At 64.1% G+C, this 15,551-nt stretch carries 14 protein-coding genes and 1 tRNA gene; 2 read left to right on the top strand and 13 right to left on the bottom strand.

Features of this window, described 5'->3' with window-relative positions:
- Positions 1 to 2 precede the first annotated feature (2 nt).
- The 3 genes from VH499_RS13075 to VH499_RS13065 are packed head-to-tail and all read right to left on the bottom strand — an operon-like array spanning position 3 to position 2,734.
- Complete coding sequence (locus tag VH499_RS13075) at positions 3 to 1,550, bottom strand: class I adenylate-forming enzyme family protein (protein ID WP_332053179.1); 1,548 nt, start codon at positions 1,548 to 1,550, stop codon at positions 3 to 5.
- Positions 1,540 to 2,073, bottom strand: a complete 534-nt coding sequence (locus VH499_RS13070) for an N-acetyltransferase family protein (protein WP_332053178.1) — start codon at positions 2,071 to 2,073, stop codon at positions 1,540 to 1,542. Before VH499_RS13070 ends, VH499_RS13075 begins: the two co-directional genes overlap by 11 nt.
- A 43-nt stretch (positions 2,074 to 2,116) precedes the next feature.
- Complete coding sequence (locus tag VH499_RS13065; RefSeq protein ID WP_332053177.1) at positions 2,117 to 2,734, bottom strand: LolA family protein; 618 nt, start codon at positions 2,732 to 2,734, stop codon at positions 2,117 to 2,119.
- A 105-nt stretch (positions 2,735 to 2,839) separates the two neighbouring features.
- Here VH499_RS13065 and VH499_RS13060 point away from each other — a divergent pair, with 105 nt between their 5' ends.
- Positions 2,840 to 3,967 (top strand): LLM class flavin-dependent oxidoreductase, encoded by a 1,128-nt coding sequence (locus VH499_RS13060; protein ID WP_332053176.1) that lies wholly within the window; start codon positions 2,840 to 2,842, stop codon positions 3,965 to 3,967.
- On the opposite strand, the gene VH499_RS13055 is transcribed toward VH499_RS13060, so the two are convergent.
- The 10 genes from VH499_RS13055 to VH499_RS13010 form a co-directional block, all read right to left on the bottom strand.
- On the bottom strand, positions 3,929 to 5,020 hold the full coding sequence (locus VH499_RS13055; RefSeq protein WP_332053201.1) for a nucleotidyltransferase family protein: 1,092 nt from the start codon (positions 5,018 to 5,020) through the stop codon (positions 3,929 to 3,931). The genes VH499_RS13060 and VH499_RS13055 overlap by 39 nt on opposite strands.
- A gap of 171 nt (positions 5,021 to 5,191) precedes the next feature.
- Positions 5,192 to 5,362 (bottom strand): hypothetical protein, encoded by a 171-nt coding sequence (locus tag VH499_RS13050; protein WP_332053175.1) that lies wholly within the window; start codon positions 5,360 to 5,362, stop codon positions 5,192 to 5,194.
- A 46-nt stretch (positions 5,363 to 5,408) separates the two neighbouring features.
- Positions 5,409 to 5,687, bottom strand: a complete 279-nt coding sequence (locus tag VH499_RS13045; RefSeq protein WP_332053174.1) for a PqqD family protein — start codon at positions 5,685 to 5,687, stop codon at positions 5,409 to 5,411.
- 12 nt (positions 5,688 to 5,699) lie between these two features.
- The gene (locus VH499_RS13040; protein ID WP_332053173.1) at positions 5,700 to 7,466 is read right to left on the bottom strand and encodes an asparagine synthase-related protein; all 1,767 of its coding nucleotides are present in this window, start codon (positions 7,464 to 7,466) and stop codon (positions 5,700 to 5,702) included.
- A 2-nt stretch (positions 7,467 to 7,468) separates the two neighbouring features.
- Complete coding sequence (locus tag VH499_RS13035; RefSeq protein ID WP_332053172.1) at positions 7,469 to 7,888, bottom strand: lasso peptide biosynthesis B2 protein; 420 nt, start codon at positions 7,886 to 7,888, stop codon at positions 7,469 to 7,471.
- Positions 7,885 to 8,847 carry a hypothetical protein gene (locus VH499_RS13030; protein ID WP_332053171.1) on the bottom strand — a complete coding sequence of 321 codons (963 nt, stop codon included), beginning with the start codon at positions 8,845 to 8,847 and terminating at the stop codon, positions 7,885 to 7,887. The genes VH499_RS13035 and VH499_RS13030 overlap by 4 nt, the downstream gene beginning before the upstream one ends.
- A 268-nt stretch (positions 8,848 to 9,115) precedes the next feature.
- A complete protein-coding gene (locus VH499_RS13025; RefSeq protein WP_332053170.1) occupies positions 9,116 to 10,126 on the bottom strand; it encodes an NAD(P)-dependent oxidoreductase in 1,011 nt (336 codons plus the stop codon).
- Positions 10,119 to 11,747, bottom strand: a complete 1,629-nt coding sequence (locus VH499_RS13020) for a GMC family oxidoreductase (protein ID WP_332053169.1) — start codon at positions 11,745 to 11,747, stop codon at positions 10,119 to 10,121. The genes VH499_RS13025 and VH499_RS13020 overlap by 8 nt, the downstream gene beginning before the upstream one ends.
- 113 nt (positions 11,748 to 11,860) lie before the next feature.
- Positions 11,861 to 14,131: a polysaccharide biosynthesis tyrosine autokinase gene (locus VH499_RS13015; protein ID WP_332053168.1), complete on the bottom strand. Its 2,271-nt coding sequence runs from the start codon at positions 14,129 to 14,131 to the stop codon at positions 11,861 to 11,863.
- Positions 14,132 to 14,326: 195 nt separating this feature from the next.
- Positions 14,327 to 14,402, bottom strand: a tRNA-Thr gene (locus tag VH499_RS13010).
- Between the two features lie 984 nt (positions 14,403 to 15,386).
- Between VH499_RS13010 and VH499_RS13005 the strand changes: the two genes are divergently transcribed.
- A partial coding sequence (locus tag VH499_RS13005; protein WP_332053200.1) for an NAD(P)-binding domain-containing protein occupies positions 15,387 to 15,551 on the top strand: 165 nt, incomplete at its 3' end.

Genomic DNA, 15,551 nt, shown 5'->3' with positions numbered 1-15,551 from the left:
TCTCAGATCTTCCGCTCGCGGCCGGCCCAATAGGTAGCGCGCAAATCCTTCTTCAGCACTTTGCCGACGGGGCTGCGCGGCAGGGTGGCGACGAAGTCGACCGACTTCGGCGCCTTCACGCCGCCGAGCTTTTGCCGGACAAGCGCCATCAGCTCGGCCGCCTCGGTCCTGGCTCCGGGCTTCAGCTCGACCACCGCCTTCACTGCCTCGCCCCACTTGTCGTCGGGCACGCCGATCACGGCGCAATCCTGCACGGCGGGATGGCTCCACAGAACCTGCTCGACCTCGCTCGGGAAGACGTTGAAGCCACCGGAGATGATCATGTCCTTCTTCCGGTCGACGATATAGACGAAGCCGTCCTCGTCGATCACGCCGATATCGCCGGTGTGATGCCAGCCGAAGGTCGAAACTTCTGCGGTGGCCTGCGGATTCTTGTAGTAGCCCTTCATCACCAGGCCGCCGCGTACCACGATCTCGCCACGCTCGCCGCGCGGCAGCAGACGCCCCTCGTCGTCCATGACCTCGACGCGCATCAGTGGCGTGGCCTTGCCGCAACTCGCGAGCCGATGACGCTTGTTGTCTTGCAGCGCCGCGACGTGATCCCGGGGCGAGAAGAAGGTACAGATCATCGCCGCCTCGGCCTGGCCATAGGTCTGGGTCAGCACCGGGCCGAACACCCGGATCGCCTCGACGAGCTTGTCGACCGACATGGGCGCGGAGGCATAGACCAGATTCCTGAGCGAACCGTAGTCGTATTTGCCGATGTCGGGATGGGCGAGGAGCATGTAGATCAGGGTCGGCGGCATGTAGATGTGCGTGACCCTGTGCTTCTCGATCGCCGCCAGGATCGCGCCCGGATCGGACGTGCCCATGAAGATGTTGGTGCCGCCGTAGGGCAGCAGCGGGAACGAGCAGACGCCGGCGGCGTGGGTCATCGGCGCTACCATGAGATGCACCGGTGGCGCCTCGACCGGCATGCAGGCCCAGAAGATCGAGTTCATGGTCTCGATCGCGCGGTTGGTGATCTGCACGCCCTTGGGCCGTCCGGTGGTACCGCCCGAACTGATCAGCATGGCCGCGTCGTCCGGCGCATCGGGCAAATCAGGCGCGAGCGGATCGAACCGCGCCAGCCAGGTCGCGAACTCCGGATCGTCGATGCAGACGAAGGTCCTGATCTTGGGGCAGGCCTCGCGGATGCGCGGCACGTAGGCGGCGAAGCTCGAGTGATAGAACAGGAACTCGACGTCGGTATTGTCGAGGATGAACAGGTTCTCCTCGATCGCGTTGCGTGCATTGACCGGCGCCCAGATGAGGCCAGCCCGGGCGATGCCCATGAGAGCGGCATAGGCCATGGCGTGATTCGGACTGTAGACCGCGGCCTTCGCATCCCGAACGAGCCCAGCCTTCAGGAGCGCGTTGGCGATGCGGTGCGTGGTTTCGCGCACCTCGGCATAGGTCCAGCCCCGCATGCCGTCATGCAGGCAATGCCGCTCCGGAAAGAGATCGGCGCCACGGTCGAAATAGTCGATCAGGCGCATGTCAGTTCGCACCCGGCGCGACAGTATCGCCCGTGCCGAGCGGCCGCTGCATCAGCACGCTGTCGAGCCAGCGGCCGAACTTGAAGCCGATGCTCTTCAGCGTGCCCACCATCTCGAAGCCGCAGGCGGCATGGAGTCGGATCGACGGCGTCTGCGCAGAATCGCCAATCACCGCCACCATCTGGCGCTTGCCGAGCGCCGTGCACTGCTCGATGAGGACCGGCAGCAGCGCCCTGCCTACGCCCTGCCCGACGGCATCCTTGTCGATGTAGATCGAGTCCTCGACCGAGAATTTGTAGGCCGGCCGCGGCCGCCAGTTGCCGGCGTAGGCGTAGCCCAGGACACGCCCGGCGCGTTCGGCCACGATATAGGGAAGGCCGAGGTCGAGCACCGCCGCGCGGCGCCGCTTCATCTCTGTCAAGTCGGGCGCCTCGACCTCGAACGAGGCAGTGCCGTGCAACACGTGATGCCGGTAGATTTCCGCACAGCGCGCGACGTCCGCCTCGGTCGAGGCCCGCACGATCAGGCTGCTCACGTCGCTGTTTCCCCGCGCCGGTCCATGCAGCGGTTATAGCGCGTCAGTTCCGATTGCCGTTGAGAATTTGTCCGGCATCAGGGCCGTCGTATTTGAACAGCGAATCGGCGAGCTGGATGCCGGTCTGCACCTGCGTCAGTGCCACATCGACCTTGTTGCCGCGATTGTCGATGATCGACCAGCCGCGCAATGCCATGGGATTTTCCGCGAAGCGAACGATCACCTTGCCTTCCTGCGGCTTGCGTGTCTGCACGATCGTGACCTCGAGCAGGCCATCGGCGGTGCGGTTCACGGCTTGCGCGGTGAGATCTCCCGAGAGCTTCAGCGGTTCCTTCACCAGGAACGATGCTGCGGTCCAGCCGATCGGCCACTGCCCAAAATCGTGCGTCGCGGGATCCCACATCGTTACCTGGGTCCCGTCGGCCACGATCTTGAGCTGCGACGGCGGATCGTACTGGAAGCGCATGCGGCCCGGACGACGCACGTAGAGCGTGCCTTGCAGAACCGACCCGTTCGGATTGCTCTGCACGAAGCGCGCCTGCAGCGTGCGGATCGAGTTGATGTAGTTCTCGATCTGCGGCACGCCGACCTGCGCACGGCTGGCGGAAGAGGCAAGACCCAGAGCAAGAAGGGCCAGAAGACCCGTCAGGACAGAACGCATCGGCGGGGTATGACCGGCGATTGGGGCGGATTCAAGCACGCGCCGGGCCTTCCCAAGCATATGAACGACTGTTTACCATGAACCGAACGATAGTGAGGAACGTTCATGCATGTCGGAATGGCCGCCGTCTTCCAGAATCCTGGTCGCAAGCTCGCCGACCGGCAGGTCTATCTCAACGAACTCGCGCTGGCCGACATGGCCGAGCCGCTGGGCTTCGAATCGATCTGGTCGGTCGAGCATCATTTCACCGACTACACGATGTGCCCCGACGTTGTGCAGTTCCTGTCCTATATGGCCGGCCGCACAAAGAGCGTCCGTCTCGGCTCGATGGTGGTCGTGCTGCCCTGGCACGATCCGATGCGGGTGGCCGAGCAGATCTCCATGCTCGACCATCTCTCGGGCGGTCGCATGATCCTGGGATTGGGACGCGGCGCGGGCAAGGTCGAGTTCGACGGCTTCCGCCTCGACATGGGCGACAGCCGCGAGATGTTCATCGAATACGGCGAGGCGCTGCTCAAGGGCCTCGAGACCGGCAAGATGGACTATCAGGGCAAGCACTACAGGCAGCCACCGGCTGCCATCCGCCCTGCCCCGTTCAGGTCCTTCCGAGGCCGCACCTACGCGGCGGCCGTAAGCCCCGAGAGTGCCCGCATCATGGCGCGGCTTGGCGTCGGGCTCCTGATCATCCCGCAGAAGCCGTGGCGCGAGGTGGAGAAGGAGCTTGCCGAATACAACGTGCTCTATCACGAGATCAACGGCTGCGACGCGCCGCAGCCGATCTCGGCCGGCTGGACGTTCGTCGACGAAAGCGCCGAACGGGCGCGCGAGATGGCGATGAAATATATCGGTGGCTACTACCGCACCGTCCTCGACCATTATCAGTTCGCCGGCGCGCACATGAAGAACCAGCGCGGCTACGAATACTACGCCAAGATGAACGAGAAGCTCGCCGTCTACGGCGACCAGAAGGCAATCGAATTCTTCGCCGATCTGCAGGTCTACGGCACGCCCGAGCAGGCGTACGACAAGATCATGGCGATCCACCGCCAGACGCGGAACAGCGCCTATGTCGGTGTCTTCTCTTATGCCGGCATGCCGCAGGAGGAAGCGGCCCGCAACGTGCGCCTGTTCGCGAGCGCGGTGATGCCGGAACTCAAGAAATTCGACTCAGGCGCGCCGATCGACCGGTCCGAGCTACTGCCCGATCACCGGCTCGCGGTCGCGGCGGAGTGACGGCGACAGGAGCGACGCGACCGCGGCGACCGCCAGCCGCACGGGGCGCAGGAGATAGTAAAGCGGCCACAAAGCCTGCGGCAACGGCCATGCATGATAGTCGCCGGGCGTCGGTGTGAGGGCGAGCCTGATCGCGACCTTGATCCGATCCCGAACGTTGTCGCAGAGATCGAGATCCATCAGATGGTGACGACCCGTCCCCGCGGGTCCGGCGCGAAGTCGACCGGCGATGGCGGCGGCAAGTCGGCCGACTCTCCTGTTTCCCTCCAGCTTGCTCGCGAGGTCGCAGGGGACTGCCACGTCAAGCAGTTCGGCGGCAAGAGCATATGCCAGCAACAAGGCGTCGCCGCAGCCGCGTCTGCGCGCGCGCTCGTACAAGCCCAACCAGTCGAGATCGGGCCGGCGATGCGCAAAAGCGGCAAAATCGCAGAGCCAACCCAGACTCCTCCAACCCTCCTTCGTGCCGTGGCCCGCAAGCAGCAGGGCTACGTCCGGATCGGAGAAGGTGGGAATCGCGCGTGCGCCGACAATGACGGACCTGAGGTCCGACCAAAGCTCGTTGGCCTGCAACGGAAACGGCAGCCTCGCCGCAGTAAACCCCCAATGCAAATCGACTGTTGCATCGATATCGGCGCGCGTGAACGTATATTGCCGCTGATACGCGCGAAACATCTGCCGAAACGCGCGGTCGCCCTGATCACTCATATAGCCCAGGCCTGCCAGCGCCGTCTCGGCCGCCGCCATTTGCCCGGGCGCGACGATGAGATCGATGTCCGCGTATTCGCGGTGGGCAATGTCGCCATAGAGGTCGATGGCGAGGGCGGCGCCCTTGAACGCGGCGAAGGCGATGCCGCGGGACGCAAGAACCTCTGCCATCCGACATAGCTCCTCGGCGAGATAGAGCACCCGGAGCACGTGAGCCCGCCGAAACTGTTCGAGCCTCGCCTTGCATTCGGTCGACACTCCTTCCCAGGCCAGAGCCGACATCGTCGAAAGCAGTTGCGGCTGAACGTAGTGTTGGCGCGCCAGGTCCAGAGCCACGGGCAAATCCATGGGCCCACGCAAGAGTCGGCGCGTGGTTTCGAGATCGGGACAGGGCTTCGCGGCGGCGCAGAGCAGATCGAACTCCGCACTGCTCGTCGCTGGATGAGCGCCCATGGCTGTCTGACGACTAGACCTTTGGCCGGTCGAACGGAACGAGAGACCAGGTGCCGGAATTCATCATCAACGAGTCCTGCTGACGAGGCCCTTGCCGCCGTCCTTCTTGCCGATTGGACCATTCGCCAACGTCATGTCCTGCAGCGTGCCCCAGTCCTTGAGGACGGGCGCTTCATATGGCTTTTTCGCCGCCGGCTGCGGCGTCCTATTCTCGTCCGCGAGGCGGTCGGTCTTCATCCCAAATGCCTCTTTCTTCATCAAGAACGCAGTATTCTACCACAGGCTAATCCACCACCTCAACGAGGCCCGCCTCCTGCAAACTGGCCAGGAATGCCAGCACATCGCTACGCCAGCTTGCCGGCGCGACATCGAAATGGTCGGCGACGGAATCGCAGATTTCGCCGACCGACCGCGGTCGCTCGAGGGACAGCCAGATATGAGCGCCAACGCCGGCGAGCCCGAAATATCGGGCCCTCTGCAGATGGAGGACAGCGATCTCCTCATCGAGGTTGCACGACACCTGTGCGCTCGATCGCTTCAGAACGCTCGACGTCTCAAGCACTGCGGCGCTCTCCTAGCCCTTTCTGTAATTGTACATGATCCAGTGATCCAGCGCATGAACCGCGATGAGCGCGGACAAATCGTCATCAACGGCTGTCGCTCTCGGCACGCTTTCAATGTCGACGTATTTCTCGATAAAGCCGTCGGCTTCGAGATCTCCCAATCCGAGTTCGCGGATTGGTTTTTCGATCGGAGAGTCGGCCAGCGGAGTTTTCGGACGATCGAGGATTTCCCGGGGCAACCGTCCCTGCATCGCCTGCCGCATCAGCAGTTTGTTCCGGGCCCATGGGACCGGCGGCACCGAGAGCATGAACTCGAGAACGCGAAGGTCGAGAAACGGATGTCGCCAAAGCAGGGGCGCGAGGGTCTCCTCGAGATCGCGCTCGGCAAACAGCGCCTGCCAAATGGGATTGGTGAAGGATCCAATGGCACGAGGATGCCAGCTGTGGGAGCGGTCGATGATCTCGCCCGCCTCGCGCGCCCGCTCCTCCAGCCGCAGCTTGCTGACCAGGTCCCGATCGAGCCATTGGGGCAGCCCACCGGTCGTCGGCCGATCGGCCGGCTCAGCGACGCTGCGGCGCATGCCCCTTGCCCAAGCTTCGCGTCCCTTGATGCCGAGGTAGTGGAGGCTCGCGCCGATCAGCTGGCGCCATTTGCGCCGCTTCAGGAGCCACGACAGATACACATCGCGCTCGAAGTGGAGCGCATTGTCGGGCCCCTCGCCGTAAAACCAGACCGGCGCCGCGTCTGCCATTTCGCTCATGATCATGCGGGTCCAGTGAGCAAAGACGATCGACCGCGTAGGCTCGGGGGTATGCAGGCCACGTCTCCGCCAGTCGCGATCGTAGGTCATGTCATCGACCGCCCGCCGGCGGAGCGAAATACCGAGACAGTCGGCGGCGAGCGAACTGAACCGGGCTTCGTCGTCCGGCATCAGCCGTTCGTAATGCACGCACTCGGCAACGACACGGGCTGGATCGCCTGTCAGAGCGACGGCAAAGGCGGCCACCGTCGTCGAATCGAGGCCGCCGCTCATCGACACCCCGACCTTCGCCGACGCCGGCAGTCGATCGGCGACCGCCGAGTTCATCAATGCGTGAAAATGCTCCGCGTACTGTCTGCCGTCGCGATAGTGCAGTGGCTCCGGGACATCCAGTCGCCAATAGGCCTTCGCGCGGGCGTTGGCGCCGGACAGCTTGAGCTTGTGCCCCGGGGGCAGCCTTGCGACCCCGGCGAAGATGGTACGATGAAAATCGAGGCTGTGGCCGACCGCCAGGAAGTCGGCGACCCAGTAGTCGTCCAGGGCACGAGTTATCTCGGGCCGCGAGGCCATCCAGCCAAGCGAGTCGGAGACGAAATGCCGGCCACGGACCGTGGCATGAAACAGCGACCGTACACCGAGCTGATCTCGGGCGCATATCAACTCATTGGCCCCTTCATCCCACAGCACAAACGAGAAATCGCCGGCGATCTCTTCGAGGAAGTGCTCTCCCCGCGCGGCGTAGGCCAGCAGGCAAAGATCGGCGTCTGACGATTCCCGGGTGGTGCCCAGCCGATCCTGCAGCGCCCCCCGCCGATCGAGACGCAGCCGCCCGGCGATCCAGAAGCGATTGGCCAACGAGGCGATGCCTCGCCACTCGTCGACCTGTGCATCGCGAGACGCAAGTAATGCCAGGCGCCCGCCTCCCGCCATCGCGACCTCGAGCCCGTCGGTCGCTGAGAGTTGGCCGGGCGGCGGGTCGATCGGGACTCTGTCGGTGCTCAGGATCGCGGCGAACATCCTCAGTCGTCGTCCGGCACGGCGCGCCAGGCAACGAGGTGCGCATAGTCACCCATCTCGGTTTCGCCGATCAGGGTCTCACCCTGGCACACGACCCAGGCATGCGCGGCAAGCCCGGCCTGGCGGCGGGCGACGCCGATATGAAGCTCCGAGGCATGGCCTTCCCTGGACAGGATCCGCTGCAGGGCAAAGGCGGAGACGAGACAGGTCGATCCGGGCAGCCGCCGAGTGCACGCCGACACCGCCCACGTGATCCGCCCGACCGACTGCGCGCCTGACCCGGGACGTGTCGCCCAGGCACGCAACCATCGCAGCGGTACGATGCCGAGCGCCAGGCGGACGAAGGCAAGCGTCGCAAGCGCCCTGAGCACCAGCAGCCGATCGCTGTTGGAGAGCGCAAGAAAGGAGGAGCCGGCCTTCATGCCGCGACGACCGCCCGCAGCGCCTCGGCGACCTCAGGAAGTGCGGCGTAGTCGCGGGGATATCGCAGCGCGAAGATGGACACGGCTCGCGCCATGCGTTCGGCGAAACGCAACTGCCGCTCCAGCCGTTCGGGTGAGGCATATCGTATGTCCATGGTCGATCGGGTGAGTATCTTCACGCGTTCGATGCCCGTCACCTGCCTCACCGAAACCGAAGGCCGACTTTCCGCCGATCCTTCGTCGCCCAACCAGACAAGTGCCGAAAGCGACGTGCCGCTCTCGTTCGGCGCCGGCGCGTCACGGGGTCCGAACATCGTCTTGCCGCTCAGCCGGTTGAAGCTGCCCTGCCGCGATGCATCGGGCAGGAAACGCTGCGCCGAATCGTCAAACAGCTTCAGACGACGGGGACCCGGATGCGGCACGACCTCATCGCCGGGAAACGTCACGCGCAACAGGTCATCGGTGACTAGCGACGCGCCCTGTGTCAGCAGGAAAGCCGAGAGAGTGGATTTGCCCGACCCGCTGGGCCCCAACAGGCCGATGGCGCGCCCACCGAGCGCGACGACCGTGGCGTGCAGGCATTCCTCGCCCTGGAGCGTCAGCGAAGCGGTGAGCGCGAAGTTCACGAGATTGGCCTCGAAGGTCCTGTCGTCGACCGTGGCCAGCTTGCGGCTCGCCACGCGGCGGCCGTCCGACGCCACGATCGCCTCGAATACTCCGTTCACTCTGATATATAGGCTGCCATCGGCCAGCACCGTGTGCCGGATCCACTCCTCGCAGTCCTGCCGCAGGCCTGCAGCCCTCTCCTCGAGGAAGTCGTCCCTCGCACGAATGATGGTGACCGCCGGAGCCCGCCCGTTGTCGCAGCTCTCGACCGATGTGAGCGGCAGCTCGCTCTCCACGACCAGGCCGTAGATACGGTACTTGTGGCCGCCGCAGCCCAACGCTGAATCAGGCATCCCGCTGTCCGCTTCGCCACGCACCGCTTTTCCCCAATCCGCTTCGACATCGAAGTGTGAACCGCCGACATTATATTCCTATTTGTGCGTGTTTATTCTTATTTCGGTCCGGTATCGCCGTCGGGTACCCGAGGAGCGATGAGCGTGATCGTGAGGCGGGTTGCGGACGAGGGCGGACCCTGGGCGGACCCACCCGACGATGGGCTCACTGGCCGATATCGGGAACGCCTGCAATCGGACGAGATCGCGCTCGCCCTGATCGCAGCGATCATGGGCGCCTTGGCACCTCCGACATCTGTCTGATGGCCTGGCGGTAGAGCTGCTCGAGCCCAAAGCGAGGCGGATATCCCTCGTTCTTTAGCTTGTTGGTCGCAAACAACATCTGTCCGAAGGTGAATCGAACGGGAAGGGCACCGAACCGGGCGAAGCTCACGAGGCGATCGGCGATCATCGGGGCAGGAAGCACCTCGAACTTCCGATCTCCCGTGCTCTTTCGCAGCTTCCTGAATATCGCTGCGTACGAGCACTCGGGAAATTCGTCTTCCGCCACGTTATAGGTCGATACATGGGCCGTCGGTCCATGCCGGATCAGTCCGCGTTCCACCAGCGAGACGATGACATCGGCGACGTCGGCGACGTAGATGTAATGAGCATGCCGTCGGGCCGTAAGGCTCCGGCGGATATGACCGAGGTCTCCCAGCCTCAGCACGTCGTCGACGTCGACGACCATTGTCGGGCGAAGGATGACGTATTCAGCCGAACGCGCTTCTTCACGGAGAGCAATTTCTCCGAGCAGCTTCGTTCGGCCGTATGCGCGCAGGAAATCTGGAGCGCCATACTCGCTCTTGATATCCCTGTCAGGCGTCAGGGTCGGGCTTTCCTCGGTGACGATCCGTGACAGGCTGTTGCCATAGACGGACGCCGAACTCGTGTAACAGAACACCGCCACCCCTGCGCGCTCGCTCGCGCTTGCCAGCGCACGCGTCGCCTCGACATTGACGCGCTGCATTCGCGATCTTTCGGCAATCTCGGCAGCCAGGTGAATGACAGCGTCGCAGCCTTCGAGGTCACAATCGAAATCGATCGAGGTGGAAAAATCCTTGCTCCGCCATTCAACCCCTTCCGACCGCTCATTGTCGGCACGTCGTCCGGACGAGATCGCCCGCACCTTGAAGCCCCGTCGCAGCAACTCATTGACTACGTGTTTGCCGATTCTGCCGGTGGCTCCGGTAACCAGAACCAAACGCCCGCCCGCCCTTGCGTCGGTCGTTTCACACATGATCGCTTACCCGAGCGGGGCTCGGCTGAAGATGCATTCGTCCCGCTCCGGCATGCCTCGCCCTGAGCATGTCGGCCGCTCTGATCGCCAATGCGACGATCATCTGGGTCGGGTTGGCATGCCCCGCGGTGGGAAACACGGAACTTCCCACCACGAAGAGCCCCTCGACTCCATGCACCTGACACTGTGCATCAACGACCCCGGTCGCGGGATCATCCGACATTCTGGTCGTTCCAATTGGATGCCCGACATCCTCAAAAGCCGGCCGCGGCGCCTCCGCCTCCGTCACCCATGGTTCGAGCTGCGGGGCTTCGTAGCCCAGTCTTGCGACTTCCGTTGCGATGAGTGCCGCGATGCGCCGAATGCTTCGCTCCTCGACTTCGCTTATCTTCCAGTGCACGCGTGAGATCGGCATACCCAGACGATCCGTGCGATCCGAGAGCGTGATCCGGCTCTCGGGGTCAGGAACCTGTTCCGTCGTGCAGATCAGGTTCAGCGCGCCGAATTTCCGGGTCAGCCCGCGTTTGTGGACAACCAGATCCACCGTGCCTTTCAGTATCTTGTCCGCGTTGGAGACGATGGCGCGGATATCTTTGACGGTACGTGACTGGCTACGGAGAATTCGATTGAGAGCCCGCCATGGATCATCCTCAAGCACGGATTCTTCCGGCCAAGCCGCGCAATTCAAGAGGCCTTCTTGCCGTTGAATGGCTGGACTCAGGCGAAAACCGTGGCGAAACCGGTAACTGCGCGAGCCAAAGCGCACATGGTGCAGGCCGAAGCGCCTCATGATTTCCGCCGATCTCGCCTTGGCAAAGATGCCCGCGACCGTACGCGGATGATCCATCAGAAAACGGCCGACCAAATCGCGCCCGTTGCCGATGCCGGGTCGCTCGACCTTGTTCGAGCAGAGCAGGAGCCGGGCATTCTCGATGCCTCCGGCGCAGAGGACCACCGTCGGAGCCTTGATCGTGTGCCGCCGCCCATTGAAAGAAGCAACTTCGACCGACTGAATTGCGCGGCCGTACGGGTCCAGATTCAATTGAACGACCGTCGCATTAGTCAGGAGCCAGACGTTCTTGGGAAGATTGGCGACCAGCTCGGGCCCGACCCGCATGATGTCAAATCGGTTCTCGCGCGCCTTGCTGTACTGCCACAGGAAGGGCATGAGGACGTCTTCGTTCAACGATGGCCGAGGGATCGGCCGGTGGGCAGTGACCCAGAGCCTGTCGTCCGTGTAGTCGGTCGCCACGCCGAGGCCAAGATAGTGGGGCGTCCGCCGGAGATAGGGCAACAGCTCCTCGAGACCGAATGGCCATCCGGAGTAGGGCACCCACTCTCTCTTCTCGAAATCGATCGCATCGAAAGGAGCGCACCGACCCGTCCAGGTATGTGAACTTCCCCCTATGATTCTGTTTCTCAGCGGCCATTGGTCCAGCTCCCGAGGCCGGCCGATGTTCTCGATCTCGTTGAGCTCGTCCGCCGATGGCTGGCGTTCCGCTCCGCCGCTTTCAAGCAACACGACCTGCGCCGAGCTCTGTGCCAACTCTCGCGCTATGGTTGCACCCGCCGGACCGCTGCCGATAATGCATATGTCGCATGTGAATTCGGCGTCCGGCAACAGCTCATGAAGATCAGCCCTTGGCAACGAGACCTCCCCCAATTTCCTTGATCCGTTGCCGTCAACTCGCTGCCGGCACGCGATCCAAGGCCCGCCCCACCAGATATCAGCCGTCAGCGCAGTTGTTTCTTCTCGGAGAGGGGCATCGCAGCCTTGTAGTAATCGGCGTACTTGAAGCTCCAGCTGCCGTCGCGGTTGTATTTGTGGTATTTCGTCAAATCCACCCGATTGAGCATCGTCACGCCAACCGCCTCGCCATTAGACCGGCGCAGTCGATTGACGGCATCCAGGACGGTCGACCGCCTGGTCCGGCCCCACCGTATGACGTGCAGCACGACGTCGGCCGACCGCGCAAGGACCGAGGCGTCGGCGACAACCATGACCGGAGGGCTGTCGATGATGATGGCGTCGAACTGCAGTTTTGCCGCCTCTAGGAACGCGCCGAACTGCGCCGACAGGAATACCTGTTGCGCGTTCTCGTGCCCCTCGCCGCCCCGGATCGCATAGAAGTTCTCGGCGACGGCAGTAGCGGCCTGACACCCCTCGCCATCGGCCAGGATCGCAGCCAGGTCCCGTGAATGGGACACGGCGTCCAGGTAGCCTCCGACTTGGGGCCGGCGGAGATCGGCATCGATCAGAAGAGTCCTCGAGCCGCGCGCAGCCAGGGCTGTCGCGAGGGCGACGCTCGAAACGGTCTTTCCCTCCTCGGGCAAGGCGGACGTGACCAATACGACGCTGCCCGTCTTCGCCTTCTTGAGGCCTGCTGCCGCATCCATGGCGATACAGACCGATCTGACCGCCTCCCGGAACAATCGGGTCTCCTGGCCGGAGAGATCGCCGCGGATCGTGCGGCGCAAGGCGCGGCCCATGTCGGGCAGGACGCCGAGACATGCCAGGCCGGTGGCTTCCTCCAGCTGCGGCGGCGTCCGAAAACTCTTGTCGGCGAGCTCAAACAACATGGCGACGGCGGCGCCCGCAGCGGCACCAAGCAGCAGGCCGACCGCAAGCACGAACGGCACATTGGGCCACGAAGGAGCCGGCTGCGGCGTGGCGGCGGCCACGACACGGGCATCCGCATAGACGCCGTGCAGCAGGGCCGAGGTCTCGACATAGCGCTTTTCGAGGGCGGCATGGAACGCCCTGCGCGCTTCGGCCCGGCGCTCGAGATTGGCCAGCTGGAATTGCAAGCGGGAGACTTCGCCGACGTCCTTGCGCAGCGACTCGACCTTCGCCGCCAGCTCCTCCTCTCGAACCTTCGCGAGCTGGGCGTTGGACTCGAGGCTCGAGACGAGCTTGCCGACCTCCAGGTTGATGGTTCCCCGCAAATGCGACACTTCGCTGTCGGCGGCCCTCAAGTCGGGATTCAGCACGCCCAGCCGACCATCGAAGCTTGCCCGCCGGGCCACGGCGCGCGCTTCCTCGACACGCAACTGCTGAATGAGCGGAGAGGCGAGGACTTCGGGAACGGCATAGATGTCTTTTGCCGCCACCAGCTTGCGGGCGGCCGCAAGCCGCGTCTCCGCCGCGATCCGGGCCTCGGTCGCGGCAGCCAGGAGCGCGTTGACCTGGGTGAGCTGCTGGGCCGCCGCCACGGAGCTGCCGGGCACCAACTCGATGATCGCGTTGTTCTTGGCGCGGAATTGCTCGACCGCCGCCTCGGCCTCGCGAAGCTGCTCGCCGGCCGTGTCGAGCTGGGATTTCGCCCACTCGTTCGCCTTTGCCGTGATCGCCGTCTTGGCATCGACCTGACTGGCCAGATATTGCTCGGCAAAGGCGTTCGCGATCCTGGCGGCCTTGTCCGGGCTGGAAGCCGCGAAGCCGATCGTGACGATATAGGAGCGGCCGTCGGCATCGACGAACAGACGCCCTCTTACCTGCTTTGTCGTCAATGCCAATTCGTCTTCGTTCGAGACGTCGTGAACGAGGCCCAGTGACAGGAGGAACCGCCTCACATCGGCCATGAGCCCGTTCCCCGCCAGCGCCGAATGCGACCGCGGCTTGAATTCCGGATCGGCCGTCAGATCCAGTGCCTTGACCACCCTCTCCGCGATGGCTTCCGAGCGCAGGACCTCGACCTGCGTCCGGATGGCTATGGGATCACCCTCTCTCGGACTGGTGACGACGCTGTCGAAGTTCGAATACTTGCTGTGCGTATCGAGCTGAACCAGCGCCGTTGCGCTGTATTGAGGCTTGGCATAGGTAAGGTAGACGGCTGCGCCGCCGAGGCCCGCGAGGGAAAGCGCCGCGACGAGCCAGACGCGCCGGATCATCATCGCGAACGCCGACTTCACGCGCTGCTCATGCCACTTCGCCGCTGCATCGTAGGAGACGACCCTCGCCGCACTGCGGTCGACCAGGGCGAAATTTTTTCGTTCGCTGATCATTGCCGTCCCCCAAGAGGCCGCCAGCGTCCTCCAAAGGAGCGGCGCTCGGACGAGTCCAAACCCTGCGCCAGCCTACGGGCACGGCAGGAGCGGAACAATCTGCTGCTATGGGATTACCCCTTCGGCGCATCGAGCCCTTCGGCCCATCCGCAGCTAAGGCTCCGGCGTTAGCCGAGCGATGCATCTGGAAGGGAGTGGTGCCCCGAGACGGAATCGAACCGCCGACCCCATCATTACGAATGACGTGCTCTACCAGCTGAGCTATCGGGGCACGGCGGCGGGTTTAAGGGAAAGGCCAAGGGGACGCAAGCCGGTCCCTGCGCTGGCCTTTTCCTGCGGTGCCAGTCGAATTCCCCGGCGACACGACGCGCCCAAGCAAGACGATAGGTGCCCTCATGTCGACGGTGACCGGCTGCTCCTGTTGGTCCTCGCCATGCCGGCCTCCGGTCATGCCGGCGCGCTGGTCGCTGGCCTCGTGCTCCTCGGCGCAACGGTCGCTTTTCCGACTCCTTGGCGGGCGGCCGCATCAGCGACGCCGGTTGCCTCAATCGGGGTAGCCCGCGGCGGCTGTGGACGCTTCGCTTCCTGGTCGCACCGTTCACCGAGCCGGTGACGGGGTTCGGCGTTGGCTGCACGATCGCGCTCGGAGTCCTGCTGCATCCGGGCTGACCGGGCTGCCGCCCTGCCTACGGCACGGCAGCAGGCGCGACCCTCGGAGGTCTTACGTCCAACGAGCCCGGTCCGCGTTCGCCGATCCCGCAGGTGCCGATCCATATCCGCCGAAGCCGCTGGCCTCGCCGTGCCGTTTGCGCAGAACTGCGACGACCTCATTTGGAAGCGCTTCTCCTGCTGGCGAAGTCGAGAGCGTCGGCGCCGCACTTGCGGCGTGACGAGCCGTTCGACTGCGCACGCTTCGCAAGGGCGCTGAGTACATCGTGTCGCGCGTCTGTTGCTATCGCTCGACGCGCTTCGGCCCTTGTGGGCCTGAATTCGTTCGAGAACCAGCCCAGCTGCGCCGATCTCAGCATGCTCTCGCCGATCGGCGTTTCGACGGGCGCCGCAATCCCTGGGTTGAAGGTCTCAAATGCCGAGCTCGATCGCCGTGCCTGGCCACTTGCCTTGCTCTCGATGATTGTGGGATTTGCCGCAATCGCATTGCTTCTCGTCGCATCGAGCGTCTAGCGAGGCGGCTCTGGCATCGCCCCGAATTGGTTCTATGATCGCGCGTAACGCACGACAGCATTGGGAGCAAGCGATGGCCAAGGTGGCGTTTCTGGGTCTCGGCGTGATGGGCTTTCCGATGGCGGGCCATCTCGCCGCGAAGGGACACGAGGTGGTGGTCTACAACCGCACCTTCGCCAAGGCCGAAGCCTGGACCCGGAAGCACAAGGGCACGACTGCCCGCACGCCCAAGGAGGCG

This window comes from Reyranella sp. (genome assembly GCF_036558665.1).
In the GTDB taxonomy this organism is placed as follows: domain Bacteria; phylum Pseudomonadota; class Alphaproteobacteria; order Reyranellales; family Reyranellaceae; genus Reyranella.
The sequence above is the reverse complement of the archived record's forward strand: the minus strand, read 5'-3'. Positions and strand labels throughout refer to the sequence as shown.